Annotated in this window: 22 protein-coding genes; 16 read left to right on the top strand and 6 right to left on the bottom strand. The window is 43.6% G+C overall.

The genetic code is table 11. The features are described from left to right. Window positions 1-41: 41 nt before the first annotated feature. Window positions 42-2072 carry a urocanate hydratase gene (locus tag RWS24_RS00655; protein WP_268701128.1) on the bottom strand — a complete coding sequence of 677 codons (2031 nt, stop codon included), beginning with the start codon at window positions 2070-2072 and terminating at the stop codon, window positions 42-44. 199 nt (window positions 2073-2271) lie between these two features. Here RWS24_RS00655 and hutI point away from each other — a divergent pair, with 199 nt between their 5' ends. The 8 genes from hutI (at window position 2272) to RWS24_RS00615 (ending at window position 8066) form a co-directional block, all read left to right on the top strand. Continuing rightward, window positions 2272-3537, top strand: a complete 1266-nt coding sequence (gene hutI, locus RWS24_RS00650) for an imidazolonepropionase (RefSeq protein ID WP_314364563.1) — start codon at window positions 2272-2274, stop codon at window positions 3535-3537. Between the two features lie 178 nt (window positions 3538-3715). After that, the gene (rpsF, locus tag RWS24_RS00645; RefSeq protein ID WP_314364562.1) at window positions 3716-4006 is read left to right on the top strand and encodes a 30S ribosomal protein S6; all 291 of its coding nucleotides are present in this window, start codon (window positions 3716-3718) and stop codon (window positions 4004-4006) included. Between the two features lie 11 nt (window positions 4007-4017). Further along, a complete protein-coding gene (ssbA, locus tag RWS24_RS00640; protein ID WP_000609606.1) occupies window positions 4018-4488 on the top strand; it encodes a single-stranded DNA-binding protein SsbA in 471 nt (156 codons plus the stop codon). 31 nt (window positions 4489-4519) lie between these two features. Next, a complete protein-coding gene (gene rpsR / locus RWS24_RS00635) occupies window positions 4520-4759 on the top strand; it encodes a 30S ribosomal protein S18 (protein WP_000068664.1) in 240 nt (79 codons plus the stop codon). Between the two features lie 53 nt (window positions 4760-4812). After that, window positions 4813-5469, top strand: a complete 657-nt coding sequence (locus tag RWS24_RS00630; RefSeq protein WP_314364629.1) for a TetR/AcrR family transcriptional regulator — start codon at window positions 4813-4815, stop codon at window positions 5467-5469. A gap of 140 nt (window positions 5470-5609) precedes the next feature. Then, a complete protein-coding gene (locus RWS24_RS00625) occupies window positions 5610-6323 on the top strand; it encodes an ABC transporter ATP-binding protein (RefSeq protein WP_314364553.1) in 714 nt (237 codons plus the stop codon). Next, complete coding sequence (locus RWS24_RS00620) at window positions 6313-7857, top strand: ABC transporter permease (RefSeq protein ID WP_314364551.1); 1545 nt, start codon at window positions 6313-6315, stop codon at window positions 7855-7857. Before RWS24_RS00625 ends, RWS24_RS00620 begins: the two co-directional genes overlap by 11 nt. Then, window positions 7857-8066 (top strand): DUF1648 domain-containing protein, encoded by a 210-nt coding sequence (locus RWS24_RS00615; RefSeq protein ID WP_314364550.1) that lies wholly within the window; start codon window positions 7857-7859, stop codon window positions 8064-8066. Before RWS24_RS00620 ends, RWS24_RS00615 begins: the two co-directional genes overlap by 1 nt. Window positions 8067-8107: 41 nt before the next feature. Here RWS24_RS00615 and RWS24_RS00610 read toward each other — a convergent pair whose 3' ends face one another. The 4 genes from RWS24_RS00610 to RWS24_RS00595 form a co-directional block, all read right to left on the bottom strand. Then, window positions 8108-9427 (bottom strand): hypothetical protein, encoded by a 1320-nt coding sequence (locus tag RWS24_RS00610; protein WP_314364548.1) that lies wholly within the window; start codon window positions 9425-9427, stop codon window positions 8108-8110. A 2-nt stretch (window positions 9428-9429) separates the two neighbouring features. Further along, on the bottom strand, window positions 9430-10173 hold the full coding sequence (locus RWS24_RS00605; RefSeq protein ID WP_314364547.1) for an ABC transporter ATP-binding protein: 744 nt from the start codon (window positions 10171-10173) through the stop codon (window positions 9430-9432). A gap of 281 nt (window positions 10174-10454) precedes the next feature. Then, window positions 10455-11126 carry a DUF1129 family protein gene (locus RWS24_RS00600; protein ID WP_314364546.1) on the bottom strand — a complete coding sequence of 224 codons (672 nt, stop codon included), beginning with the start codon at window positions 11124-11126 and terminating at the stop codon, window positions 10455-10457. 18 nt (window positions 11127-11144) lie between these two features. Then, window positions 11145-12089 (bottom strand): magnesium transporter CorA family protein, encoded by a 945-nt coding sequence (locus tag RWS24_RS00595; protein ID WP_314364545.1) that lies wholly within the window; start codon window positions 12087-12089, stop codon window positions 11145-11147. A 128-nt stretch (window positions 12090-12217) separates the two neighbouring features. On the opposite strand from RWS24_RS00595, the gene uvrA reads away from it, so the two are divergent. The 6 genes from uvrA to RWS24_RS00565 all read left to right on the top strand — a co-directional run bounded on the left by uvrA (window position 12218) and on the right by RWS24_RS00565 (window position 21641). Then, entirely contained in the window at window positions 12218-15049 is a 2832-nt protein-coding gene (uvrA, locus tag RWS24_RS00590; RefSeq protein WP_314364543.1) for an excinuclease ABC subunit UvrA, read from the top strand. 153 nt (window positions 15050-15202) lie between these two features. Next, window positions 15203-16264 carry a Xaa-Pro peptidase family protein gene (locus tag RWS24_RS00585; protein WP_314364542.1) on the top strand — a complete coding sequence of 354 codons (1062 nt, stop codon included), beginning with the start codon at window positions 15203-15205 and terminating at the stop codon, window positions 16262-16264. A gap of 61 nt (window positions 16265-16325) precedes the next feature. Next, entirely contained in the window at window positions 16326-16886 is a 561-nt protein-coding gene (efp, locus tag RWS24_RS00580) for an elongation factor P (RefSeq protein ID WP_002896485.1), read from the top strand. Between the two features lie 19 nt (window positions 16887-16905). Further along, window positions 16906-17295: an Asp23/Gls24 family envelope stress response protein gene (locus RWS24_RS00575; protein WP_002896484.1), complete on the top strand. Its 390-nt coding sequence runs from the start codon at window positions 16906-16908 to the stop codon at window positions 17293-17295. Beyond that, window positions 17288-17719, top strand: coding sequence for a transcription antitermination factor NusB (nusB, locus tag RWS24_RS00570; protein WP_268701131.1), 432 nt, complete (start codon window positions 17288-17290; stop codon window positions 17717-17719). Before RWS24_RS00575 ends, nusB begins: the two co-directional genes overlap by 8 nt. Window positions 17720-17942: 223 nt before the next feature. Continuing rightward, the gene (locus RWS24_RS00565; protein WP_314364537.1) at window positions 17943-21641 is read left to right on the top strand and encodes a pullulanase; all 3699 of its coding nucleotides are present in this window, start codon (window positions 17943-17945) and stop codon (window positions 21639-21641) included. A 269-nt stretch (window positions 21642-21910) separates the two neighbouring features. Here RWS24_RS00565 and RWS24_RS00560 read toward each other — a convergent pair whose 3' ends face one another. Beyond that, the gene (locus RWS24_RS00560) at window positions 21911-22921 is read right to left on the bottom strand and encodes an AraC family transcriptional regulator (protein ID WP_314364536.1); all 1011 of its coding nucleotides are present in this window, start codon (window positions 22919-22921) and stop codon (window positions 21911-21913) included. 154 nt (window positions 22922-23075) lie between these two features. Here RWS24_RS00560 and RWS24_RS00555 point away from each other — a divergent pair, with 154 nt between their 5' ends. Both RWS24_RS00555 and RWS24_RS00550 read left to right on the top strand, forming a co-directional pair. Continuing rightward, window positions 23076-24818, top strand: a complete 1743-nt coding sequence (locus RWS24_RS00555; RefSeq protein ID WP_314364535.1) for an ABC transporter ATP-binding protein — start codon at window positions 23076-23078, stop codon at window positions 24816-24818. Then, window positions 24815-26548, top strand: a complete 1734-nt coding sequence (locus RWS24_RS00550; protein ID WP_399553763.1) for an ABC transporter ATP-binding protein — start codon at window positions 24815-24817, stop codon at window positions 26546-26548. Before RWS24_RS00555 ends, RWS24_RS00550 begins: the two co-directional genes overlap by 4 nt. Window positions 26549-26555 lie beyond the last annotated feature (7 nt).

The raw sequence follows: 26555 nt of genomic DNA, 5'->3' as shown, positions 1-26555 counted from the left end.
TAAGACCTAGCTCAGTTCAGAAGTTGGGGGACAAGTTTTTCCTATTCGAACAATTTCTTAACAGATTCTTTGACCAAATCTTCGTCAGTTAAGTACGGAATAGTGATGTGGTCTGTTCCTTCATGGAGACGGTTGTACTCGATAGCTGTTTCGATAGCATGCTCATTGCGAGCCCAGTTACGACGTGCAACTCCGCCGATCGTATCCCAAGCGATAGCAGATTTGATGATTTCATCAATGCGTTCGCTGCCGTCCAGTACCAAGCCAAAGCCACCGTTGATAGACTTACCGATACCAGTTCCACCACCGTTGTGGAGAGCTACCAGACTCATACCGCGGGCTGCATTACCAGCGTAACATTGTACGGCCATGTCACAAGTGACATTAGAGCCATCCTTGATATTAGAAGTTTCACGGAATGGTGAGTCCGTACCAGATACGTCGTGGTGGTCACGACCAATCATGACAGGACCAATCTTGCCTTCGCGGACTAATTCATTGAACTTGAGGGCGATATTGACACGGCCCATACAGTCTTGGTAGAGAATCCGAGCCTGCGTTCCAACAACCAACTGGTTCTTTTCTGCATCTCGGATCCAGTTGTAGTTGTCGCGGTCTTGGTAGCGGCGGTTAGGGTCGATCACTTCCATAGCTGCATGGTCAGTAGCGACTAGGTCTTCGTGCTTACCGCTCAGACATACCCAACGGAAAGGACCATAACCATAGTCAAAGAGCATTGGGCCCATGATATCTTCTACATAAGATGGCCAGATGAAGCCGTCTTTATCGTCAAAGCCGTTCTTAGAAATTTCCTTGATGCCAGAGTCATAGACTGCTTTCATAAAGGCATTACCATAGTCAAAGAAGTAAGTGCCATTGTTAGTCAAGGTCTTGATTGCCTTGAAGTGACGTTCCAAGGTTTCGTCAACTAGTTTAGCAAAGGTTTCCTTGTCTTCAGCTAGGAGGCGTGTCCGCTCTTCAAAGCTGATACCAGCTGGACAGTAGCCGCCGTCATAGACATTGTGGCAAGAAGTTTGGTCAGACAGCAAATCTACATGGATATTGTTCTCGTTGACATATTCTAAGAGGTCTACGATGTTACCATGATAGGCGATAGAAGTTGATTCGCCAGCTTCCAGAGCTTTTTGAGCCAAGTCGATAGCTTCTTTCGGACTTTCGGCTAATTGGCTAATCCATCCTTGAGAGTGACGAGTTTCAATCCGAGAATAGTCTACTTCTGCCACGATTGCTACAGCTTTAGCAATTTCGGCTGCTTTCCCTTGAGCTCCACTCATGCCGCCCAGACCAGAAGAGATGAAGAGTTTGCTTGTCAGGTCGCCATCATCAGCTACACCTAGTTTCAAGCGTCCAGCATTGAGGAGAGTGTTGAAAGTACCATGGACGATACCTTGAGGGCCGATGTACATCCAGCCGCCGGCTGTCATTTGACCATAGTTGGTCACGCCCATTTCTTCTGCAATTTCCCAGTCCTTCATGTTGTCATATTCACCGACCAAGAGGCCATTGGTGATGATAACACGAGGTGCTTCTGGTTTAGATTTGAAGAGTCCGAGTGGGTGGCCAGATTCCACGACCAAGGTTTGATGGTCGGTCATGATTTCCAAGTATTTCATGATGAGGTTGTACTGCATCCAGTTGGCGCAGACAGATCCAGTTTCCCCATAAGTAACCAATTCATAAGGATAAAGGGCGATTTCAAAGCTCAGGTTGTTGTCAATCATGACCTGCATAGCCTTGGCTGCGGTACAGTTTCCTTTATACTCGTCAATTGGTTTACCGTAGATGCGTTCTTTTGGACGCCAGCGGTAGCCATAAATCCGTCCGCGAGTTTTCAGTTCTTCCAGAAATTCCGGAATCACTTCCTCATGGAATCTCTTCGGAATATAGCGAAGGGCATTTTTAAGAGCAATTTCGGTTTGAGCTTGAGTCAAACGGAAGCCCCGGTCAGGTGCGCGACGGATGCCTTCTTGGAAAACTGTTTTTTCAGGCAGTACATCGTCTAATTTGACGGTCATTGCTGCTGCAATTTCATTTTCGCTAAAGTATGACATGAAAAATCCTCCTTTTAGTCAAGTGTAAAATATCTTTCTCCTACATTCTATAAGACTCCCGTCCATAAAGAGTCAAGAAAATGACAAAAACAGTAAAAAAAGTGGAGCTCCTATCTTTTACAAGCTTTTGACTATAATTTGACGATAGTGTATTATGATGAAAAGCAAATACGTCGGAAAATGAAATGGAGGAACAAGCATGACTGCTGATTTACTATTAACTCACTTTAATCAAGTCTTCTGTCCCAAGGATCTCGGCCATCCCCTTTTTGGCGAGGAGATGAAGGAAGCTCAGGTCTTAGAGGACGGCTACATTGCAGTCAAAGACGGCAAAATCCTAGCAGTTGGCAGCGGAGAGCCGGATGCCAGTCTGATTGGACCAGATACTAAGATTCAGTCTTATGAGGGCAAGATTGCTACGCCTGGCTTGATCGACTGCCATACTCACTTGGTCTACGGCGGCAGCCGGGAGCATGAGTTTGCTAAGAAACTAGCTGGTGTCCCTTATCTAGAAATTCTTGCCCAAGGCGGCGGTATTCTCAGTACGGTCCGGGCGACGCGAGATGCTTCTTTTGACACTCTCTATGATAAGTCTAAGAGACTGCTGGACTATATGCTGCTACATGGGGTGACGACTGTTGAGGCCAAGAGTGGCTACGGTCTGGATTGGGAAACAGAAAAGCGCCAGCTCGATGTCGTTGGGGCTCTGGACCGTGACCACGAGATTGACCTCGTTTCGACCTTTATGGCTGCCCACGCCGTTCCACCAGAATACAAGGGACGTTCTCAGGAGTATTTAGAGCTCATCGTTGAGGAAATGCTGCCTCGGGTAAAAGCAGAAAATCTAGCTGAGTTCTGTGATATTTTCTGTGAAAAAGGCGTCTTTACAGCTGACGAGTCACGCTACTTGCTTTCTAAGGCTAAGGAAATGGGCTTCAAGCTCCGCATCCATGCTGATGAAATCGAATCTATCGGTGGGGTAGACGTAGCAGCTGAACTAGGAGCAACTAGTGCAGAGCACTTGATGGTAGCGACCGATGAGGGCATTCGCAAGATGGCGGAAGCCAAGGTTATCGGCAATCTCCTGCCAGCGACTACCTTCAGTCTGATGGAAGATACCTATGCACCAGCCCGTAAGATGCTGGAAGCTGGTATGGCCATCACCTTGACTACCGACAGCAATCCAGGCTCCTGCCCAACAGCCAACCTGCAGTTTGTCATGCAGCTGGGTTGCTTTATGATGCGTCTGACACCGGTCGAAGTCCTTAACGCGGTGACCATCAATGCGGCATATTCAGTGAACCGTCAAGATAAGATTGGTAGCTTTGACACTGGCAAGCAGGCTGACATTACCATCCTAGACGCTAAGAATATTGATTATCCACTTTATTTCTTTGCGACTAACCTGACCCATCAGGTTTACAAGGCTGGAAAACTGGTCGTAGATCAAGGTAGAATTGTCTAGCCTCTCTAAAAACGAATCGTATTTTTCGAACTCTCTCTGGTGACAGGGAGAGTTTTCTTTATATCAAAACTTTCCCTTGCCATTCTGCTGGAAGTCTGCTATAATAGTTATTTGTGAGCAAACCTCACTTACCCCTTGCAAAGTCTTGGGGTCATTAGACCAAAAGGAGGAAAAATCAATGGCTAAATACGAAATTCTTTATATTATTCGTCCAAACATTGAAGAAGAAGCTAAAAACGCTTTGGTAGCACGTTTTGACTCTATTTTGACTGACAACGGTGCAACTGTTGTTGAATCAAAAGATTGGGAAAAACGTCGTCTTGCATACGAAATCCAAGATTTCCGTGAAGGACTTTACCACATCGTTAACGTTGAAGCAAACGACGATGCAGCTCTTAAAGAGTTTGACCGTCTTTCAAAAATCAACGCTGACATTCTTCGTCACATGATCGTCAAAACTGACGCGTAAGAAGGTAAATTATGATTAACAATGTTGTACTTGTAGGGCGTATGACACGTGACGCTGAGTTGCGTTATACCCCATCAAATGTAGCAGTTGCGACTTTTACTCTTGCAGTAAACCGTACATTTAAGAGTCAAAATGGCGAACGTGAGGCTGATTTTATCAATGTCGTTATGTGGCGCCAACAGGCTGAAAACCTTGCTAACTGGGCTAAAAAAGGCTCACTTATCGGGGTGACAGGTCGTATCCAGACTCGTAGTTACGATAACCAGCAAGGACAACGTGTCTACGTGACAGAGGTCGTGGCTGAGAATTTCCAAATGTTGGAAAGCCGTAGTGTGCGTGAGGGTCATACAGGTGGAGCTTACTCTGCACCAACTGCAAACTATTCAGCGCCTACAAATTCAGTACCAGACTTTTCACGTGATGAAAATCCATTTGGAGCAACCAATCCATTGGATATTTCAGATGATGATTTACCATTCTAATGGACAACTAAAATTATAAAGGAGAAAAAACATGGCTCAACAACGTCGTGGCGGATTCAAACGCCGTAAAAAAGTTGATTACATCGCAGCAAACAAAATTGAATATGTTGATTACAAAGATACTGAGCTTCTTAGCCGTTTCGTTTCAGAACGTGGGAAAATCCTTCCTCGTCGTGTAACAGGAACTTCAGCTAAAAACCAACGTAAAGTAACAACAGCTATCAAACGCGCTCGTGTAATGGCTTTGATGCCTTTCGTAAATGAAGACTAATTAAATTGACAGCAGGCTCTGGCTTGCTGTTTTTTTGTTTTATCATTGACAAAATGTCAGTGGAGTGCTATACTGACCACGAGGAGGCAGAAATCATGCGTGATGTCAAGGAAGTAGAGGTGCGGCGGGCGGAGATTATGTCTGCAGCCTTGCAGCTCTTTGCCCAAAAAGGCTATCTAAAGACAAGGACTCAAGACATTATTGATAAGCTTGGAATTTCTCGAGGGCTGCTTTACTATCATTTTAAGGATAAGGAAGATATTCTCTATTGTCTGATTGAAAAGAACTCTGAACCCTTGCTGAGAAAGCTCGAAAAAATCAGCTATCAGGCAAATGTCGGAGCCAAGGAAAAAATCAGAGCCTTTATTGAGGCAACTCTTATCCCAGAGGAGAGCAGAACACAGGAAAATCAAGTCTTGCAGGAAACCGTCAATTTGGAGACCAATCGCTATGTTTTGGATCGCTTTTATCATAGACTTTGTGAACGGATGATTGTTTTCTTCACTCATATCTTGGAGGAAGGACAGAAATCCGGAGATTTTCATTTAAAATATCCACATGAAACGGCTTCTTTTCTCATGACTGCCTACGTCTTTGTGTCAAATGATATTAAGATGAGTAATGAAAAACCAGAGACCTTGCAGGATTATCTCACCAGCTTCCAGGCGATATTAGAAAAAACCTTAGGATTAGAAGAATCTATTTTTTAGAATAATCGGCAGTTTTCTGCCTTTTATTTAGAAACGAAACTGACAAAATGTCAGTCCAGGCCTTCAATCTCTTAATCTAAATTATAAAAAATTTTACGCCAAAACTGACAAAATGTCAGTTTAAATAAAAGGAGAAATTCATGTTAAAAATAGAACATTTAACAAAAGTATATAGCAACGGTAAAAAGGCTGTGGATGATCTTAGTCTGATGGTGGAGCCTGGGGATATTTATGGATTCATCGGCGCTAACGGAGCAGGTAAGACATCCACCATTAAGTCCATTGTGGGGATTCATGATTTTGATAAAGGAGAGATTTATATCTGTGAGCACTCTATCAGGAAGGAGCCCTTACTTTGTAAGAAAAAGATGGCGTTTCTGCCGGATAACCCAGACCTTTATAAAAATCTGACAGCAAGGCAGTTTTTGGACTTTGTAGCAGACATTTATAGAGTCTCTTTGGAAAAGAGGCAAGCGGCTATAGAAAAGTATTCTAAAATGTTTGAGCTGGATACGTCTTTGGATCAGTTGATATCAGCTTATTCGCATGGGATGAAGCAGCGATTGGCACTAATAGCGGCTCTCTTACATGAGCCAGAACTATTGATTTTAGATGAACCTTTTGTCGGTTTAGATCCGAAAGGCGCATATTATTTTAAGCAGATCATGAGAGAGCTAGCTAGTCAAGGGCATGCGATTTTCTTTTCTACCCATGTTTTAGAAGTTGCGGAAGAACTCTGCAATAAGGTAGCAATTCTGCAAAAGGGACGTTTGGTGGCTAATGGAAGGACCTCTGAAGTTAAGGGGGCATCCAGTTTAGAACAAGTATTTATGGAGTTACAGGATGATGACTAATATTCTTTTGCTTTTAAAAGTACAATTATACAGCACATTTTCACTTAATGATTTAAGAAAAGGAGGGTTGGGCAGGTATTTTAAGCTTGGTCTGCTCTGCTTGTTTGTTTTGCTATTTTCAGGCTATAACCTTTTGACAGCTTTGAGTTTGGTCAAGTTGGGGCAGGCAAATTTGATTCCAGCCTATATGATTGCCTTGGTTAGTTTTATTATTTTCTTTTTTAGTCTGATGCAGTCAAATGGCATCTTATTTGACCAAGAGGAACTTGAGAGGCTCATCGTATTGCCGCTCAGTATTAGAGAAATCGTCTATGAGAAATATGCTTTTCTTTATCTTTTGAACAGTGTATTTGCCGTTCTTCTCATGCTGCCAGCAGGCCTCGTTTGGTTTGGATATGGTGCGTCCTTGTTGGAGTTGCTTCTTTATCTGCTTTTAATGGGATTTGTTCCTCTTTTACCTCTCTGTTTAGCCTCTTTGCTTGGCTTATGCGTTGCCTACATAGCCTCAAAGACCACTCATAAAAATCTAGCTGCCTTCCTTTTTTCTCTCCTCTTGCTTTTGGGGCTGGCAACAGGCAGTATGTGGGCTATGAGAGCCGGAATGTCAGCGGAAAATGTTGGTCTCTTGATTACTAAGCAGCTGACTTCTCTCTATCCTCCGGCAAGCTTGTTTTTTAACCCTCATCATTTCTGGTGGGCTAGCCTTCTGTTGATGCTTATCTCTTTTGCGCTGACAGGACTTTTTCTAAGGTATTTAAGTAGAAATTATATAAAAATGAATCAGATGATAACAGGGGTGAAGTCAGAAAGCAAAGTCTATAGAAGCTGGCAGAAATCTCCGTTTATGGCTCTCTATAGGAGAGAAATTGCGAATTTTATGACGTCCTATCTTTATATGCTCAATAGCGGACTGGGAACCATTTTAATCATCGTTTTAGCCATCTCGCTTTGTTTTATGAGTCCTGATGCCCTCTTTTCTTCGATTGGACTCAATAATAGCCGAGAGTTTTTACCTCTATTACTGGCTAGCTGTCTCAGTATTTCCAATCCTGCAGCTGTCAGTATTTCCTTAGAAGGTGAAGAGATTTGGCTGCTTCAGACGCTCCCAGTTTCTATGAGGCAGATAATGATGGCAAAGCTGGCCTTGACGGTGTCCTTACACTTCACAGCCTTGCTGTTGGGCTTGCCTGTTCTGGTTTGGCGTTTCTCGCTAGGAGGCTTGCAAGTAGTGGATTTGGTCCTTATTTCGCTGGCTTATTCACTGTTTACAGCTCTTCAAGGACTTGTGGTCAATTTTCATTATCCTAAGTTCATCTGGGACAATGAAATGATTGTTATTAAGCAAAGTTTTTCGGCTATCTTATCTGGAGGGATAGGCATCTTGGTTCTTGTGTTCCCTCTTTGCTTATCCTTACTATTTGGTATGGACTTGGAGATGTCGCTGCGAATCTCAGCTCTTGGACTTTTGCTTTTGGCAGCCGTCCTTTATAGGCATTTAATAAAACAAGGATATTTTAAGGAGGTCCATGGCTAATGAAAAAGAAAGATTTATTCGTTTTGTTTCTCTTAGCAGTAATCTTATTTCTGATTATCTGCCTGCTACCAGAGCAAGTGCCCATTCATTTTAACTGCGCAGGAAAGGCGGACATTGTTGTCAATCGCTTTTGGTTGATTCTCAGTTTGCCCATTCCTTACTCTCTTTATTGGAAATATTTCCAAAGCAAATCAAAAAGAGGTCACTGACCTCTTTTTGATAGTTTGCCTCATCAATAAATTGTAAATGATTAGCAATTATTTTTATTAGTCTTATAGATAAAATAAAAGCTTTTAGTTAGGAATAACAAAACGAATAATATTGTGGAGACTGTTATGTTAGAAAATATTAAGCCAGAATAATTTAACTCCTTGAGAGAAACTCCGTTTAAAGAGTAATATATCAATGCTAGGATCTTAATAGTTAATAGCAGCGAAATTGCTGCGATAATTATTGTTAAAAACAGAGATTCCCCTAATTTAACCATTATCATTTGATAGTTTGAAACACCTAAAATTTCAAATTGATTTATTTCGCTCTTTTCTTGGTAAGAGGATAGAAATGCAATAGAAATGATATTTCCTAGCACAATAAGAATAGGTGCACCTACATAAACAATGAATGATACTTTCATCTCTAAGTCACTATTATTTTGAAATTGTGCTAATATGTTCTGAGATATCATTTGAAAACTAGAAATTAGGAGTATTGCTCCAATAATTGAAGCGCTAACAGACTTTATATATGGCTTACGAAATAATAAATTCCATTTTGAAGAAATAAACATGAATTTGCTTCTAAAAATCAATTTTGAAAACAACTTGATAAATAATATTTGTAGGTATGGAGATACTTGGTAAATAATAACAATATCTAAAATGACAATATTGAAAATTAGTTGGGCTCTCATTAGGATAGTATTATCCTGAAAGATTTGATAGAAGAAGGCTCCCCAAATCATTATTAAAGTGCATAGTAGGCTCCCTTTTATCATAATGGATAATATATGTTTGAATTTAGTAGTATTTTTTTCTTTAATACCTTTAAAGGTATAGTAGCAGCCACTAAAAAATGCTAGAAGCGAAATGAGCAAGACTGTTGCTACACAGCCTAATAAGCTCATTTGGAACTGAATATCAGGTAAAATATTTTTTCCGAAAAAATATTGTAAAAAATAGTAATAACTAGATGTGATAGGGATAGAACATAAATATGCAACAAAACTAACTAATGACGATATTATAAATAGCTGTCCCCCGACCAAGAACGAGAGTTGAAATCGGCTTGCACCTAGTACAGCTAGAAGCGTATAATCATCTTTGAACATTTCAATCAGCATACTTATCAAAGTAGAAATTGCAAAGAATAACGTTATTCCTCCAAATACTACTGGAAACATAAAAATAGGTTTTGGATCTGGGAGTCCTGCGAAAGCTTGTGAGTTAATATCGACATTAATATATCCGTTGATTGCCAAACCTATAACTAGGCTAGAAACAAAAATTACAGGAGAAATGCCTAACCATTGCTTTTTATTATGTTGAAACTGATATTGTATTAATTTAAGCATTTCTACTCCTCCTTAGATGAATGTACTTCTAGTATTTTATAAAGTTCCTCGCCCTTAGGATTTTGTAGTTCTTTAAAAATTTCTCCATCTTTTAGGATTAGCGCTCGGTCAGTTTTTGAAGCTAATTCAATATCATGAGTTACCATTATGACGCATTTCCCTGCTGTAACAAGCTCTCTTAATAATTCGAAGATTACTTCACGTGAGGCACTATCTAGAGCTCCGGTTGGCTCATCAGCAAAAATTATATCACTGTCCGCGACAATAGCGCGAGCAATGGCTACCTTTTGTTGCTCCCCACCTGACAAGGTATTTACAAAATCATTTAAGCCTGCATGAAACTTAATCCGTTCAAGTAGATTTTTGATTTCTTTAGTATTTATCTTTTTTCCAGATAATCTTAAAGGGAGCACTATGTTTTCAAATACTGGTAAAGATGGCACTAGATTATAGGACTGGAAAATAAAGGCTATATCGTTGCGTCTTAAACTTGATAATTTTGAATTTCCGATATTATAAGGATTTATTTGATTCAACATTACTTTTCCACTGGTTGGCTTTAATAAACTGGAGATACACTTTAATAGTGTTGTTTTTCCAGAACCACTAATCCCCAGAATACTGATAAACTCGCCTCTTGAAGCGGAGAGCGATATATTTTTTAAAACAGGTAAAGTTTTATTATTTCCAAGCGAGAATTGATGGTATAATTCTTTTACTTGCAAAATATCTGCAGCTTTCATCATGATTTCACCTCCAATTACTTTATTTTCACAAGCTTACCATTCTCTAGCTTACATATGTCAGTTATAAATAAAATGTTTAAATTAAAAAGAGTGTCGTGAATGGAATATGAATTCTCGCTTTCTAAATTAGAAAATAATTCATCAAACAGCTAACCCATTCTATTATACCTCTCTTAAAAATGAGTTTGCAAGCGTTTTATTAATTTGTTTTTGTACTTTCTAAGAATAAGTGCTAAATTAAAACGAGTCTAAATTTTATATTTCAGACTCGTTTTATTATCTTATCTCGTCGGTCCCATAGTCGCGCTCTTGATGTTGAAGCGTTTTTTGAGATAGAAACGCAGGGCTAGGGTAATAGCACCGACAATAGCAACTACGATATTGGACAGGCGGGGGTTTAGGAATTCAGGCAGGAGACTAGTCAGGACGATGGACATGCTCCAGAGGAGAATAGCCGCTGCCATGGTCAGGATGGACTTGAGTAGCTTAGGACGCTGGCTGCGGTCCTTGTCTGGTCCGTAGAAACGGTAGATAAAGTGGTAGAGGGCATAGAAAGAAAGGCCACCGACGATGCTTCCAAGAACGAGAGTCGTCAGTCCATAGACAGATGGTTGAGAGGAAGCTAGATTGACGATTGAGGTCAGGAGGGTAAAGAAACCAAAGATAAAGAGGACAGAGTCCAGCATCATCCATTTAGGATCGTCATTTTCTTTTGGATGTTCGACATCATAGCGCTCTTTTGCGGTCAGAGAAGCTGCCCAGGTAGTTGGGGCTCCGTAGAGGCCGCGGGCAGTGATTCCCTTGGCTTGATTTTCCAGGATTTCCGGCAGAATGCCTTCTAAGATAGTCTGGATTTCCTGATCGGATTTGCCATCTTGTAAGAGCTGGTTAGTCGCGATATGGATAAATTCTTTGTTTTTTTTGCTGAGTTTGTCGAGGGATACTTGTGACATAGGTCTTCTTTCTAAAGGTTAAAATAGTTTTTTGTGCATGAGATAGGCCATGATCGAAGCACTCATGGCAAAAGCGATGAACATGATGATCCAGAAGGCATGTGGCTCACCGTTGAGAGGCAATTCGTTATTTTTGAAGTTCATCCCATAGGCCGAGAAAATCATGGTCGGGATAGACATGACGATGGTCACCAGAGCCAAGGCTTTCATGATATTGTTCTGGTTATTAGAAATGATAGAGGCAAAGGTCTCTGTCATACTGTGGAGGATGTTGCCGTAGATATCAGCCATCTCAATGGCCTGCTGGGTCTCAATCAAGGTATCTTCCAGCAAGTCCTCGTCTTCTAGGTATTTCTTGATATTGCTAGTGGAGCTGGTCAGCTTCTTAATCACGCGCTCATTGGTTTTGAGAGAGGCCTTGAAATAGACGATGGTCTTTTCCAACTCCATGAGCTCAATCAGTTCTTCATTTCGCGTGGACTTGTGCAGTTGACTTTCAATCTGCTCACTCTTGCGGTCAATGGAGCGCAGGGCTGTCAGATACAGCTCGGCATTGTGGTAGAGAATCTGAAAGATGAAACGTGACTTCATAAAAGTATAGAAGTTGCGCAGGCGCCTGTGAATGAAGATGTCCAGCAGAGGTAATTTTTCCAAACAAGTGGTAATAATAGCCTCTTCCGTGATGATAATACCAAGGGGGATCGTGACATAGTAAGTCTGGTTATTCCGCTCCTCAGTGATGGGTACGTCAACGATGATCAGTGTATACTCATCCTCGATTGTAAGTCGGGACATTTCTTCTGCATCGAGCGGTGCTCGCAGGTCGGCGATGTCAATACCAAAGGCGTTGGCGATTTCAATTGATTCGCTCTGGGAAGGGTTGACAAGATTGATCCAGGTGCCCGATTCGAGCGAATCAATCTCTTTGAATTCTGTCGTAGTTGACAAAAAGACTTGCTTCATAATCATTTTCCTTTCCAGAGTGTTTTTTGCATACCGTACTATTATACTACAAATTCGGGTTTTTGGGGCAAAAGTTTGCAGAAAAATTTGTTATAATGGAGAAGGTTTATAAGTGAAACGAGGTCAAAATGCAAGATAAAATTGTGATTCATGGAGCGCGAGCTCATAATTTAAAAAATATTGATGTAGAAATTCCGCGGGACAAGCTAGTCGTGGTGACGGGGCTGTCCGGTTCGGGCAAGTCCAGTCTGGCTTTTGATACCCTCTATGCTGAGGGGCAGCGCCGCTATGTGGAGAGTCTGTCGGCCTATGCTCGGCAGTTTTTGGGCAATATGGAAAAGCCGGATGTGGACTCGATTGATGGTCTCAGCCCGGCTATTTCCATCGACCAGAAGACGACTAGTAAAAATCCGCGCTCAACAGTAGGAACTGCCACTGAAATCAATGACTACCTGCGCCTGCTCTATGCTCGTGTTGGGACACCATACTGTATCAACGGTCATGGAGCTATTACGGCTTCGTCTGTCGAGCAGATTGTTGACAAGGTCTTGGAATTGCCAGAGCGTCAGCGGTTGCAGATTTTAGCGCCGGTCATCCGCAAGAAAAAAGGCCAGCATAAGACCGTTTTTGACAAGGTTCAGAAGGACGGTTATGTCCGTGTCCGCGTGGATGGTGACATTTACGATGTGACGGAAGTGCCAGAGCTATCCAAGAGCAAGCAGCATGATATTGAGGTCGTAGTAGATAGAATTGTCATCAAGGAAGGGGTGCGCAGCCGTCTTTTTGACTCGGTCGAAGCAGCTCTGCGGATTGCTGAGGGCTATGTGGTGATTGACACTATGGATGGTCAAGAGTTGCTCTTTTCTGAACACTATGCCTGTCCAGTTTGTGGCTTTACGGTGCCAGAACTAGAGCCGCGACTCTTTTCTTTCAATGCGCCTTTTGGCTCCTGTCCAGACTGTGACGGTCTGGGGGTTAAGCTGGAGGTGGATCTAGATGTGGTTGTGCCGGATGCTGTCAAGACCTTGCGCGAAGGAGCGCTAGCACCTTGGAATCCCATCTCTTCCAACTACTATCCGCAGATGCTAGAGCAGGCCATGGCAGCCTTTGGCATTGATATGGACAAGCCTTTTGAGGAGCTGAGCGAGGAAGAAAAACAGTTGATTTTCTTCGGCTCTGACGGGCGGGAGTTTCATTTCCACTATGAAAATGAATTTGGTGGCGTGCGCGATATTGACATTCCTTTTGAGGGGGTTGTGACTAATATCAACCGTCGCTACCATGAAACCAATAGTGATTTTACTCGGACTCAGATGCGGGCTTATATGAATGAGCTGACTTGTGCGGCTTGCCATGGTTATCGACTCAGTCCCCAGGCCTTGTCTGTCAAGGTTGGCGGCGAAGACGGCTTGCACATTGGTGAGATTTCAGACTTGTCCATTGCAGATCATTTGCTTCAGTTGGACAAGCTTAGCTTGACTGACAATGAAGCTACGATTGCGCGACCTATTCTCAAAGAAATTCATGACCGCCTGACCTTCCTTAATAACGTTGGCCTCAATTACCTGACCTTGTCTCGATCGGCTGGGACTCTATCAGGAGGTGAGAGCCAGCGGATTCGCTTGGCGACCCAGATTGGTTCTAACCTAAGCGGCGTCCTCTATATCCTGGACGAGCCCTCTATTGGCTTGCACCAGCGTGACAATGACCGCTTGATTGCCAGCCTCAAGAAGATGCGCGACCTGGGCAATACCCTCATTGTGGTTGAGCATGATGAGGACACCATGCGGGAAGCTGACTGGCTGATTGATGTGGGACCAGGAGCCGGTGTTTTCGGCGGTGAAATCGTCGCAGCTGGCACTCCTGCGCAAGTAGCTAAGAGCAAGAAATCTATCACAGGCCAATACTTGTCAGGTAAGCGCGAAATCCCAGTACCATTGGAACGCCGTGTAGGCAACGGTCGCTTTATTGAAGTGACAGGGGCTCAGGAAAATAACTTGCAGAATATCACGGCTAGATTCCCTTTGGGTAAATTCATCGCTGTGACAGGAGTTTCTGGGTCTGGTAAGTCAACGCTGGTCAACTCTATTCTCAAAAAAGCCATTGCCCAGAAACTCAACCGCAACTCTGCCAAGCCAGGTAAGTTCAAGAAAATCAGCGGCATTGAGCATGTGGATCGACTGATTGATATTGATCAAAGTCCGATTGGCCGGACACCGCGCTCTAATCCGGCTACTTATACTGGAGTCTTTGACGATATTCGCGATCTGTTTGCCAAGACCAATGAAGCCAAGATTCGCGGCTACAAGAAGGGCCGTTTCAGCTTTAATGTCAAGGGCGGCCGCTGTGAGGCCTGCTCGGGTGATGGGATTATCAAGATTGAAATGCACTTCCTGCCTGACGTCTATGTGGCCTGTGAGGTCTGCCACGGTACCCGCTATAATAGCGAGACTCTAGAGGTTCACTATAAGGAAAAGAATATCGCTCAGGTTCTGGACATGACTGTCAATGATGCGGTAGAGTTCTTCCAGCATATTCCCAAGATTGCCCGCAAACTCCAGACTATCAAGGACGTAGGGCTGGGCTATGTGACTCTGGGGCAGCCAGCCACTACCTTGTCAGGTGGTGAAGCTCAGCGAATGAAGCTGGCCAGCGAGCTTCACAAGCGCTCGACTGGTAAGTCTTTCTATATCTTGGATGAGCCGACAACGGGTCTGCATTCTGAAGACATTGCCAAGCTCCTTTATGTGTTATCACGCTTTGTGGACGATGGCAATACAGTACTCGTTATCGAGCACAATCTGGATGTTATCAAGACGGCTGACCATATCATCGACTTAGGACCGGAAGGCGGTGTAGGTGGCGGTACGATCATTGCGACGGGGACACCGGAAGAAGTTGCTGCTAATCCAGCCAGCTATACCGGCCAGTACTTGAAAGGCAAGCTGCATGTGAAATAATACATCAAATCCCTGTTTTTCTAGAAAAGAACAGGGATTTTTCGTGTCGGAGAATGCTGGTCAGATTTAAGTCTTGGATAGGACTTGTCAAAAAATGTCCTATTTGACTTGTTTTTTGATATAATAAGCTTAGTTATTTCATGGAGGTACCTCATGTTATCAAGAGTTGAAAAGTTTGAAGCAGCATTGGCTCAGACAGAATGCGATGCTGTTTTAGTAACCAATCTGAAAAATATTTACTATCTGACTGGCTTCAGTGGGACAGAAGCGACAGTTTTTATCAGCAAGAATCGTCGGATTTTCCTGACGGATGCGCGCTATACGCTGATTGCCAAGGGAGTTGTCCAAGGTTTTGATATTGTCGAAACGCGCGACGCGATTGGGGAGATTGTCAAGATTATTGCGGATGACAAGCTGCAAAAAATCGGTTTTGAGGATGAAATTTCCTATGCCTACTTCAAGATGCTGGAAAATGTCTTCTCGGCCTACCAGCTGGTTCCCATGACGGGCTTTATTGAAAATCTGCGCATGATTAAAGATGAGCAAGAAATCGCGACCATTCGCAAGGCCTGTCAGATTTCGGACCAAGCCTTCCTAGATGTACTGGAATTTATCAAGCCTGGTGAGACGACTGAGCTAGCCGTTATGAACTTTTTAGATGCCCGTATGCGCCAGCTAGGTGCTTCAGGTGCCTCTTTTGACTTCATCATCGCTTCAGGCTACCGCTCTGCTATGCCTCATGGTGTGGCTAGTGACAAAGTCATTCAAAAAGGGGAAACCCTGACCATGGACTTTGGCTGCTACTATAATCACTATGTCAGCGATATGACGCGGACTGTTCATGTGGGGCAGGTGACGGATGAGGAGCGGGAGATTTATGATATTGTCCTGCGCAGCAATCAAGCCTTGATAGAAGCAGCCAAGGCTGGGCTTAGCCGAATTGATTTTGACCGGATTCCGCGGCAGATAATTAACGATGCTGGCTACGGTCCTTACTTTAGCCATGGGATTGGCCACGGTATCGGTCTGGACATCCATGAGATTCCTTACTTCGGCAAGTCAGAAGAGCCGATTGAGGCCGGCATGGTCCTGACTGATGAGCCGGGTATATATCTGGACGGCAAATACGGCGTCCGCATCGAAGATGATCTCCTCATCACCGAAACAGGCTGCGAAGTCCTAACTCTTGCGCCGAAAGAGTTGATTGTTATTTGAGAATTATCAGGCTTTATGATAGAATAAGTAGAAATATAATTTTAAAAAGAGGTAATATAGAATGATTGAAGCAAGTAAGCTGAAAGCTGGAATGACCTTCGAAACAGCTGATGGAAAACTCATCCGCGTTTTGGAAGCGAGCCACCACAAGCCAGGTAAGGGGAATACGATTATGCGCATGAAGCTGCGCGATGTTCGTACTGGCTCTACCTTTGATACCAGCTACCGTCCAGAAGAAAAATTTGAACAAGCCATTATTGAAACTGTTCCAGCTCAATACTTGTACCAAATGGATGACACTGCTTATTTCATGAATACTGAGACTTACGATCAATATGAAATTCCAGTGGTCAATGTAGAAGAAGAATTGAAATTCATCCTTGAAAACTCTGATGTGAAAATCCAATTCTACGGAACAGAAGTGATTGGTGTGACAGTACCAACAACAGTTGAATTGGTCGTGACTGATACTCAGCCTTCTATCAAGGGAGCTACTGTTACCGGATCTGGTAAGCCAGCGACGCTTGAGACAGGGCTTGTTGTCAACGTACCAGACTTCATTGAAGTTGGACAAAAATTAATCATCAATACTGCAGAAGGAACTTACGTTTCTCGCGCATAATATAGAAGAGGTAATAACTATGGCAGCTGAACAATTAGGTGAAATCGTCATTGCGCCACGTGTTTTGGAAAAAATCATTGCCATTGCAACGGCAAAGGTAGAAGGTGTTTATTCCTTCGCAAATAAGAGTATGTCAGACAGTCTTTCTATGCGCTCACTCGGTCGTGGAGTATCGCTCCATACAGATGAGACAGGTGATGTGACTGTAGACATCTATCTGTATTTGGAATACGGTGTCAGCGTTCCGACTGTTGCAGTAGCAATCCAGAAGGCTGTAAAAAGCGCTGTTTTTGATATGGCTGAGGTAGAGTTGTCTGCTGTCAATATCCATGTGGCAGGCATTGTTCCAGAAAAGGCACCAAAGCCAGATTTGAAAGATCTATTTGATGAGGACTTCCTCAATGACTGATATACTGTTGGAATCCAGAAGAGGTCTGCGCCAGCGGGCTTTTCAGGCCCTGATGAGCCTAGAGTATGAAGGGGATCTTGTGGAGGCTTGCAGATTTGCCTATTCGTATGATAAGGACGAAGAGGCTGACAAAGCGGCGGAAGCTGATATTCCAGCCTTCTTGCTCAATCTGGTCTCTGGTGTGATCCAGTCCAAGGACGATTTGGACAAGAAAATTGCCCAGCACCTCAAAAAGGGCTGGACAGTGGATCGTCTGACGCTAGTAGAGAAAAATATTCTGCGTCTGGGGATCTTTGAAATTACAGAGTTTGACACTCCACAGCTGGTAGCAGTCAACGAAGCCATTGAGCTTTCCAAGCAATTCTCTGACGAAAAGTCCAGTAAGTTCATCAATGGGATTTTGAGTCAATTTATCGTTGAATAAAATGAAGGTCGAGACAAGTGTCTTGACTTTTTTGCTCGTCAAATGTCGTTTGAATCGCAAATAGCTTATCGAATCATCAAAATCCACACAGAGAGCATGAAGTATCTGAGTGAAAAAACTCTTCTTGAAAGCCTTTACAAGTTCAAAAAGAATCGGTATAATAAATACAGAAAACGTTTGCATAGATGTTCTCTATAAGAAAAAATAAAGGAGTTTTCTGTTTATGAAAAATAACTATCACCTACAGTCTCGGATGGGCGAGAAGCGTCATTATTTCAGCATCCGTCGCTTAAAAGTAGGAGTGGCCTCTGTTGTCATTGCCTCAGGTTTCCTACTTGGAAATGCCCGATTAGTCCAAGCGGATGAAGCGAGTACAACTACCAGCCCTGCAACAGAAGCAGTCTCTGATGCAAATGCAGCAGCCCAACCTACGTCAGCAGGTGAAGAAAAAACTGGAGAGGCAGATAGTTCAGGAGTGGGTGCTTCAGAGCAGGCTGCTCCAACTGGTGTGCTAGCCAATCAAGCTCCAGCTAGTGCAGGTTCAGAAGCAGCTGGTCAAGAAGCTGCAAATCCAAGTGAAAAAGACAAGCAAGAACCAATTAGTCAGCCGCAAGCTTCGGCGAAAGATGCTATCGAAGAAGGCAATATTCGCTTTCATTTCAAAACCTTGCCGTCACAAAATCTAGAGAGCTTGGGTCTGTGGACTTGGGATGATGTTGAGACGCCTTCTAGCCAAAAGGGAGCTTGGCCAACCGGAGCGACTAGCTTTGCGACTGCCAAAGAAGATGACTACGGCTATTATCTTGATGTTAAAATGGCTGAGAAAAGAAGCAAAATCAGCCTTCTAATCAATAATACCGCAGGGCAAAATATTACCGGTGACAAGACAGTTGAGCTGCTCAGTCCTCAGATGAATGAGGTTTGGTTTGACACAGACTATCAACCTCATACCTACGAGCCTTTGAAAAAAGGGATGGTACGGATCAACTACTATCGTACAGATGGCCAGTATGATAAGAAGTCGCTCTGGCTCTGGGGAGATGTCCAAAATCCAAGCAAGAATTGGCCTGACGGAGTGGATTTTGAAAAGACTGGGAAATATGGTCGCTATGTAGATGTCCCTTTGAAAGATGCTGCTAAGATGATTGGCTTTTTGCTTCTAGACGAAAGCAAATCAGGAGATGATGTGAAGATTCAAAATCAGGATTATAATTTCGCTAATTTGGAGAAAAACAGCCAAATTTTCTTGCGTGATGCGGATCCGACAGTTTATACCAACCCTTACTTTGTCAACGATATTCGTATGACGGGAGCCCAGCATGTAGGATTGACCGAGATTGAAGCCAGCTTTTCTACCTTAGAAAATGCTAAAAAAGAGGACATTTTAAAGAACTTAAAGATTACGGACAAAGATGGCAATGAAGTCGCTGTTAAAGATGTGGTTCTGGATCCTAAGACCAAAAGTGCCAAATTCATCGGTGATTTTAACCAAGCTCAGTCACCTTATCTTATCAAATATGGCAATGACCAATTCAAAACCAGCATGAACTGGCAGCTGAAGGATAGTATTTATAAGTATGATGGTGATTTGGGAGCGCGTGTTTCTCAAGCGGGCAAACAAGTGGACCTAACTTTCTGGTCACCAAGTGCGGACCAAGTCGATTTGGTGGTCTATGACAAGGAAGATCAGAATAAGGTCATTGGACGCCTGGCTATGCAGAAGGGTGAGTCGGGTACATGGACCAGTAGCCTGACGTCTGAGAGCGGTCTAGGAATTTCAGACTATCGAGGGTATTTCTATCATTATGAAATTACTCGTGGCGGCAAAAAAGTTCTTGTGCTGGATCCCTATGCCAAGTCTTTAGCCGCTTGGAACAGTGAAGATGCGGACAAGGGGGATGCCTACAAGATTGCCAAGGCAGCCTTTGTAGATCCAAGTGAATATGGACCGAAAGACTTAACCTATGCTACTATACCGAACTTTAAGAAGCGGGAAGATGCCTTGATTTATGAGGCGCACGTTCGTGATTTTACTTCAGATCCAGCTATTTCAAAAGATTTGAAATCTCAATTTGGAACTTTCTCAGCTTTCATTGAGAAATTAGATTATTTGAAAGACTTGGGAGTGACCCACGTTCAGCTCTTGCCAGTTCTAAGTTATTACTTTGTAAATGAGCTGAAAAATGCTGAGCGCATGGACAAGTATGCTTCTAGCAACAGCAACTATAACTGGGGCTATGATCCGCAAAACTACTTCTCGCTGACAGGTATGTACTCCAGCGCGCCGACAGATCCAGCCAAGCGCATTGAGGAATTCAAAAACCTTGTCAACGAAATTCATAAGCGTGGAATGGGCGTTATCCTGGATGTGGTCTATAATCATACGGCTAAGACCTCTATCTTTGAAGACTTGGAGCCCAATTACTACCACTTTATGGATGCGGATGGGACACCGAGATCCAGCTTTGGCGGCGGCCGCTTGGGTACTACTCACTATATGAGCAGACGGGTCTTAGTGGATTCGATCAAGTACCTGACAGAGCAGTACAAGGTAGATGGTTTCCGCTTTGATATGATGGGGGATCACGATGCTGAGTCCATCCAAAAAGCCTTTGAAGAAGCCAAGAAGCTCAACCCAAATCTCATTATGCTAGGTGAGGGCTGGAAGACTTATGCAGGTGATGAAAATAAAGCTGTCCAGCCTGCTGACCAATCTTGGATGAAGTTGACAGACACAGTAGCGGTCTTCTCAGATGATATTCGGAATACCTTGAAATCGGGGTATCCAAATGAGGGAACACCAGCCTTTATCACTGGTGGCAAGCGTAGTGTGGAAAATGTCTTCAAAAACATCAAGGCGCAGCCAACCAATTTTGAGGCGGACAGTCCAGGGGATGTAATCCAATACATCGCAGCCCATGATAATCTGACACTCTTTGATATCATTGCCCAGTCGATCAAGAAAGATCCGGCAGTGGTAGCCAACTATCAAGAGATTCATCGCCGCCTGCGTCTGGGAAATCTGATGATTCTGACTTCGCAAGGGACACCATTTATCCACTCTGGTCAAGAGTACGGCCGGACCAAGCAATTCCGTGATCCTGCCTATAAATATCCGGTCTCTGAAGACAAGGTTCCTAATAAAGCGCATTTGTTGACCAATGAGGACGGCACGCCCTTTGACTATCCTTATTTCATTCATGATTCTTATGATTCGAGCGACGCGGTCAACCATTTTGACTGGACCAAGGCGACTGATTCGGAGAAGTTCCCTGAAAATGCCAAGAGTCGGGCCTATATGAAAGGCTTGATTGCCTTGCGGAAATCAACGGATGCCTTTACCCGCAGCTCCAAAGATGAAGTGGAGCAAAATGTGACCCTCATTACCCAGCCTGGCAAAGATGGTATTGAGAAAGAAGACCTTGTTATCGGTTACCAAGTGGTTGCGTCAAATGGCGATATTTATGCAATCTTTGTCAATGCGGACACCAAGGAGCGACAATTCAACTTTGGTGAAGCCTATAAGCATCTAGCAGGTGCAGAGGTTGTGGTAGATGGCAATACGGCAGGAGTGACGGTCATTGCTGATCCAGCAGGTGTCACCAGAAACAGCAATGGTTTAGCCCTAGCTCCGTTGACAGCGACTATTTTGCGACTTCGAAAAGCGAACCCCGCTCAGGAAGAAAAATCCCAAGATCCAGCAGCTCAAGAAGAGCAGCTGTCTGCCTCTTCTGTAGCCAACGCTCAGCCTCAAGCTTTATCCTTGGATGGGCAAAAAACTCAGGATTTAGCAGTACAAGAATCGACCAGCCAAACAGAAAAAGCCTTGCCAAAAACTGGAACAAGCACCTCCCTGCTGGCACTTTTAGGTGGCTTCCTTGCTTTCCTGGCCGGTCTGTTAAGCTTTAGAAAGAAACAGTAAGGAGTTCTGCTTTTTATCTGATACACCTCAAATCACATCAGATTCGATGTTTCTCCGGAGCTTTTGGAGGCTGTAGATAAAAGGGATAGATAAAAAATTTAGATAGCAAAAACGCATAGAATCAATACTTTTATGATTTTATGCGTTTTTTAATGCAGAGTGTCATCATAAATGGATTCAAATTTTTATTTTCTGCTCAACTTTGTCAGCGGTTAAGTCCTTTAGTTTCAAGTCAACAAAGGAAAAAATTGAATTAAACGACCATTCCCTTACTCAGTCTTGTGTATACAGAGTGTGTGCTGACATTGGGCACAGTTTTTCTCGTTGGTTGGGTGGTGCCGGTTTCGGATCTCGTATGGGTAGATGCCCATATATTTTTTGAAGAGGGAGGAAAAGCGGCTGTGTGACTGGTAGCCAACGGTGAGAGCGACATCCTTGATACTGAGATGGGGCGTTTCCAAAAGCTGCTCGGCCATACTCATACGCCGGCGCTGGGTGTACTCAGTGATGGTCATATTGTATTTTAGTTTAAAAGCATTTTTCAGCTTTGTCTTGCTCATCATGGCAATTTTGGCCAATAGGTCTTGCGGGATATTGGATGCATAATGGTCATCAATATAGCTGCTGACATTACCGAGAGCCAAATCGTCTGCAGCATTCAGAGGGCTTGATGTCTGATGGTTGTAGTACTCATTGATAATGACACTGAGCCATTCCTTGGCCTTAATCTCATAGAAAAGTTCACTTCCGATAGAGTTGACATGGTAATGCAAGAGCTCGTCTGCGATTTTTTCCAGCTTTCCAGCATTGAACTTGTGAGATTCTGTGAAAATATCACTGATTTCCCTTAGGTCTAGCTGGTACTGGGTCATCAGGTAGTCTTCAATCATCTGACGTTTAAAGTCAATTTCCACCGTTTGAAAAGGAGTTTGGCCATTTAGCAAGAAGCGGACAGACTGCTTTTGATTGAGAATGATAAAGCTAGATTTGCTGCGCAGAGCTTTGTAGGGAGACAAGCACTCTCCATGGGCAGCTTTCATATAGGAGGAAAAGGCTAAGAAATCTGGGAATTCCTTCAAATCCATGGTGAAAAAAGTGTCTCTTTTGATAAAGGAATCATGAATGTTGATGCGGAAATAGTCTGTTTCGTAATTCCAGTAAAATCCTTCCATCTCTTCCTTATCAACAAAGTAGGTCTTGCCGTGGGAGGAGAAACGCTGGCAGTTTTCTAGTAGAGTGTAGTTGCTATACGATAAAACGCTCTCAAAATCTTTGCTCATCAAATGTCCTTCCTTGCCACGATTAGCCAAATACTACAATTCGTCATAAAATTTAATATTGATTGTTGTTCATTTTTAAGAATGGTAAAATATTAGTAGTAATTTCAGTATATATGATTGACTTTGTTTTGACAAGTAGGAGAAGGTGATTTCGATGTTTTCAGTGTATAAGAAACTATTTTTTTACATTCCAGAGCGGAAAGGTCTGGCTTATCTTGCTATCATTTGTTCGACCTTGTCTTCTGTGCTGATGGTGGGATCGCTTTATGTACTTTATCAGTTTTTGGAGAAGGTTATTCGTTTTCAAGAGATCGAAGCTAGCCTTCCGACAGCCGTTACGATAGTGTCTATGATGTTGGTCGCTTCGTTCCTATATACAGGATCAGGCCTTCTTGCTCACGTGGTGGCTTTTCGTTTAGAGACCAATCTGCGCAAGCGGGGCATTGATGGCCTCATGGATTCTAACTTTTCCTTTTTTGACCAATCCAGCTCGGGAAAAACTCGTAAGATTATTGATGATAATGCAGCGGAGACGCATACGATTGTTGCTCATCTCATACCTGATAATGTCGGAGTGGTGGTGACGCCTTTGATGATTATCGGTCTGAGTTTTGCGGTACATCAGCTGCTGGGTTTGCTGCTACTTGTTTTGATTGCTATTGGAGCTTGGCTGGTCAAGGGCATGATTGGGGAGGAGGAGCTCATGCAGCTTTATTCGGAGAAGCTGGAGAATCTGAACAGCGCCACTGTCGAATACGTTCGTGGTATGCAGGTGATTAAGATTTTCAAGACTTCAGTTGACTCTTTTAAAGCTTTGTCCCAAGCTATCCGAGAGTATTCAGACACGGCGTTAGATTATTCTTTTACCTGCCGTCAGGCATACGTCAGCTTTCAGGTGCTCTTTGCTTCTTATATTTTATTTCTTATTACGGGTTTTGTCTTTTTTCTGCCTGCTAGTCAGCATCTCAGTCTGCTACCTGCTTTTCTATTTCTCTTTTCAGTCATTGGTCTGCTGTTTACTTGCTTTATGCGAGTCATGTATCTGGGCATGTACCAGTACAAGGCCATCCAGGTGATTGATAAAATCGAGCATCTTTATACTGAGATGACCGATAGCAAGGTTTATCAGGGACAGGAGAGCCAATTGCTGGATTCCAGTGTGGAGTTCAAAGAGGTATCCTTTGGCTATGAGGAAGACCAGTTAATTTTGGAGAAACTATCTTTTCATTTGGAGTCAAATAAGGTCTATGCTTTGGTGGGAGCCAGCGGTAGCGGTAAGTCAACGATTGCTAAGCTCATTGCCGGTTTTTATAAGCCTTCTAACGGCCAGATTCTGCTGGGGCACAAGCCTCTAGAGTCCTACAGTCAGGAAGCGGCCATGCAGCAGATTGCCTTTGTGTTTCAGCAGTCTAAGCTTTTTAAGAAGTCTATTTTTGATAATGTCAAGCTAGGTAATCCTGCAGCCAGCAATCAGGAAGTCATGCGGGCTCTGGAATTGGCCTGCTGCCAAGATATTCTGGATAAATTTTCTGAGCGGGAGCAGACCGTTATCGGCTCCAAAGGCGTCCATTTATCGGGTGGCGAAATGCAGCGGCTGGCTATTGCTCGAGCCATTCTCAAGGATGCTCAGCTGATTATTTTGGATGAGGCATCGGCCTCTACAGATGTCAATAATGAATACCAGATTCAGCAGGCCTTTGCGCATCTAATAGAGCATAAGACGGTCATCATCATTGCTCATCGTCTGAGCTCTATCAAGGGAGTGGACGAAATTTTAGTCATTGAGAAGGGCAAGATTATCGAGCGGGGTAAGGATGAGGAACTCTCTGTCAAGGGCAGTCTCTATCAGCATCTGAAAGAACTCTACGCCAGCGCTGACGAATGGAGGGTCTCTTGATGGAAAAATTGCAAAATTTATTTTCCCTAACACCGACCGGTGCCAAGCACCTTTTCAGGGCTTGTCTGGTTTCCTTTTTTGGCTTTTGTGCTCAAATGCTGCCAATGTTCTTCTTTATGTTTTACTTGCAGGGAGTTTTGACTGGGCGGCTGGCCTCACCATGGATCTTCTTGCAGGGAGGTTTAGTGATTGTCTTGGTCCTTTATAGTATTATCTATCTGGATTACAATGCCACCTATACCACGACCTACAAGGAAAGCGCCAATATTCGGACAGATATTGCGGAAAGTCTGCAAAGTCTGCCCTTATCCTACTTTTCCAGTCATGATCTGTCCGATCTGTCTCAGACTATCATGAGTGATGTAGAGCGACTGGAACACGCCCTGAGTCATGCGATTTCCAAAACAATTGGTTTTGTCTTCTTCTTTGTCCTAGCTAGCTTGATGATGCTTCTAGGCAATCCAATAATGGGGCTTTGCATCATTCTTCCACTGCTCTTGATTGCGGCTATGATTTGGTTATCTAAGGAGCTGCCCAAGCGGGCTTCGGGCCGTTACTGGCAGCAGCTGCGGGACAATTCAGAGAGTTTTCAGGAGGCGATTGAGCTACAGGAGGAGATTAAGGCTTACAATCTTGGTCCATCGCTGAGCCAAAAACTTTACAGGCAGATGGAAGAGAGTGAGCGTATCCACCTAAAGACAGAGATTCTGCAAGGTCTGCCAATCTTAGCAGCTGGAGTAGGGTTGCGCCTGACCTTGGGGTTGGTCGTCTTGGTTGGTTCTTATCTTTTAGCGCAAGGCTGGATTCCATTACTTTATTTTCTGGGCTACCTTCTGGCTACTATTAAGATTATTGATGGTATGGAAGGTCTCTATATGAATGTGGCAGAGATTCTCTATATTGACTCCGCTGTTAAGCGGATCAAGGAGCTGCATACAGCATCCAAGCAGGCAGGAAGAGAGCAGGAACTTAAGAACTTTGATATCGAGCTAGTAGATGTTGGCTTTGCCTACAAGCCGGATCAGCCTGTTCTACAAAAGGTCAGCTTCACTGCCAAGCAAAATGAAATCACGGCCTTGGTTGGGCCGTCTGGCTGCGGAAAAACCAGTTTGCTACGGCTCATCTCCCGACTCTATGATTACCAAGAAGGGCATATTTATATCGATGGTCAGGAGCTACAGGATATCAGCACCCAATCGCTCTTTGATTCGATCTCAATTGTCTTTCAGGATGTTATTCTTTTCGATGCTTCTATCTTGGAGAATATCCGCCTTGGTCGGCCAACAGCTACGGATGAGGAGGTCAAAGAAGCCGCTTGCATGGCCAACTGTCAGGGCTTTATCAAGCAGCTGCCGCAAGGTTATGACAGTCTGATTGGCGAAAATGGAGCCAAGCTATCAGGCGGAGAGCGCCAGCGGATTTCGATTGCGCGTGCTTTGCTCAAGCAAGCGCCTATTGTGATTTTGGATGAAATCACCTCATCACTCGATATTGAAAACGAAAAATTAATTCAAGAAAGTCTCAGTCTTCTGTTGAAAGACAAGACGGTCATCATCATCTCCCATCGCCTCAAGTCTGTCGAGAATGCGGATAAGATTGTCGTTTTAAAAGACGGTCAGGTGGATGGCATTGGCCGTCATGATGAACTGCTGCAGGTCTCCAGTGTATACCAAGAGCTGGTAGAAACGGCGCAGTTGATTGAGAACTTTAAGTACAAGCACGCTTTTTAATGAAACA

Source organism: uncultured Streptococcus sp. (genome assembly GCF_963528215.1).
GTDB lineage: Bacteria > Bacillota > Bacilli > Lactobacillales > Streptococcaceae > Streptococcus.
The sequence above is the reverse complement of the archived record's forward strand: the minus strand, read 5'-3'. Positions and strand labels throughout refer to the sequence as shown.

Coding starts and splice junctions, on each gene's coding strand:
- RWS24_RS00655 (WP_268701128.1), bottom strand. CDS start 2,072: ATGTCATACTTTAGCGAAAATGAAATTGCAGCAGCAATGACCGTCAAA.
- hutI (WP_314364563.1), top strand. CDS start 2,272: ATGACTGCTGATTTACTATTAACTCACTTTAATCAAGTCTTCTGTCCC.
- rpsF (WP_314364562.1), top strand. CDS start 3,716: ATGGCTAAATACGAAATTCTTTATATTATTCGTCCAAACATTGAAGAA.
- ssbA (WP_000609606.1), top strand. CDS start 4,018: ATGATTAACAATGTTGTACTTGTAGGGCGTATGACACGTGACGCTGAG.
- rpsR (WP_000068664.1), top strand. CDS start 4,520: ATGGCTCAACAACGTCGTGGCGGATTCAAACGCCGTAAAAAAGTTGAT.
- RWS24_RS00630 (WP_314364629.1), top strand. CDS start 4,813: ATGTCAGTGGAGTGCTATACTGACCACGAGGAGGCAGAAATCATGCGT.
- RWS24_RS00625 (WP_314364553.1), top strand. CDS start 5,610: ATGTTAAAAATAGAACATTTAACAAAAGTATATAGCAACGGTAAAAAG.
- RWS24_RS00620 (WP_314364551.1), top strand. CDS start 6,313: ATGATGACTAATATTCTTTTGCTTTTAAAAGTACAATTATACAGCACA.
- RWS24_RS00615 (WP_314364550.1), top strand. CDS start 7,857: ATGAAAAAGAAAGATTTATTCGTTTTGTTTCTCTTAGCAGTAATCTTA.
- RWS24_RS00610 (WP_314364548.1), bottom strand. CDS start 9,427: ATGCTTAAATTAATACAATATCAGTTTCAACATAATAAAAAGCAATGG.
- RWS24_RS00605 (WP_314364547.1), bottom strand. CDS start 10,173: ATGATGAAAGCTGCAGATATTTTGCAAGTAAAAGAATTATACCATCAA.
- RWS24_RS00600 (WP_314364546.1), bottom strand. CDS start 11,126: ATGTCACAAGTATCCCTCGACAAACTCAGCAAAAAAAACAAAGAATTT.
- RWS24_RS00595 (WP_314364545.1), bottom strand. CDS start 12,089: ATGAAGCAAGTCTTTTTGTCAACTACGACAGAATTCAAAGAGATTGAT.
- uvrA (WP_314364543.1), top strand. CDS start 12,218: ATGCAAGATAAAATTGTGATTCATGGAGCGCGAGCTCATAATTTAAAA.
- RWS24_RS00585 (WP_314364542.1), top strand. CDS start 15,203: ATGTTATCAAGAGTTGAAAAGTTTGAAGCAGCATTGGCTCAGACAGAA.
- efp (WP_002896485.1), top strand. CDS start 16,326: ATGATTGAAGCAAGTAAGCTGAAAGCTGGAATGACCTTCGAAACAGCT.
- RWS24_RS00575 (WP_002896484.1), top strand. CDS start 16,906: ATGGCAGCTGAACAATTAGGTGAAATCGTCATTGCGCCACGTGTTTTG.
- nusB (WP_268701131.1), top strand. CDS start 17,288: ATGACTGATATACTGTTGGAATCCAGAAGAGGTCTGCGCCAGCGGGCT.
- RWS24_RS00565 (WP_314364537.1), top strand. CDS start 17,943: ATGAAAAATAACTATCACCTACAGTCTCGGATGGGCGAGAAGCGTCAT.
- RWS24_RS00560 (WP_314364536.1), bottom strand. CDS start 22,921: ATGAGCAAAGATTTTGAGAGCGTTTTATCGTATAGCAACTACACTCTA.
- RWS24_RS00555 (WP_314364535.1), top strand. CDS start 23,076: ATGTTTTCAGTGTATAAGAAACTATTTTTTTACATTCCAGAGCGGAAA.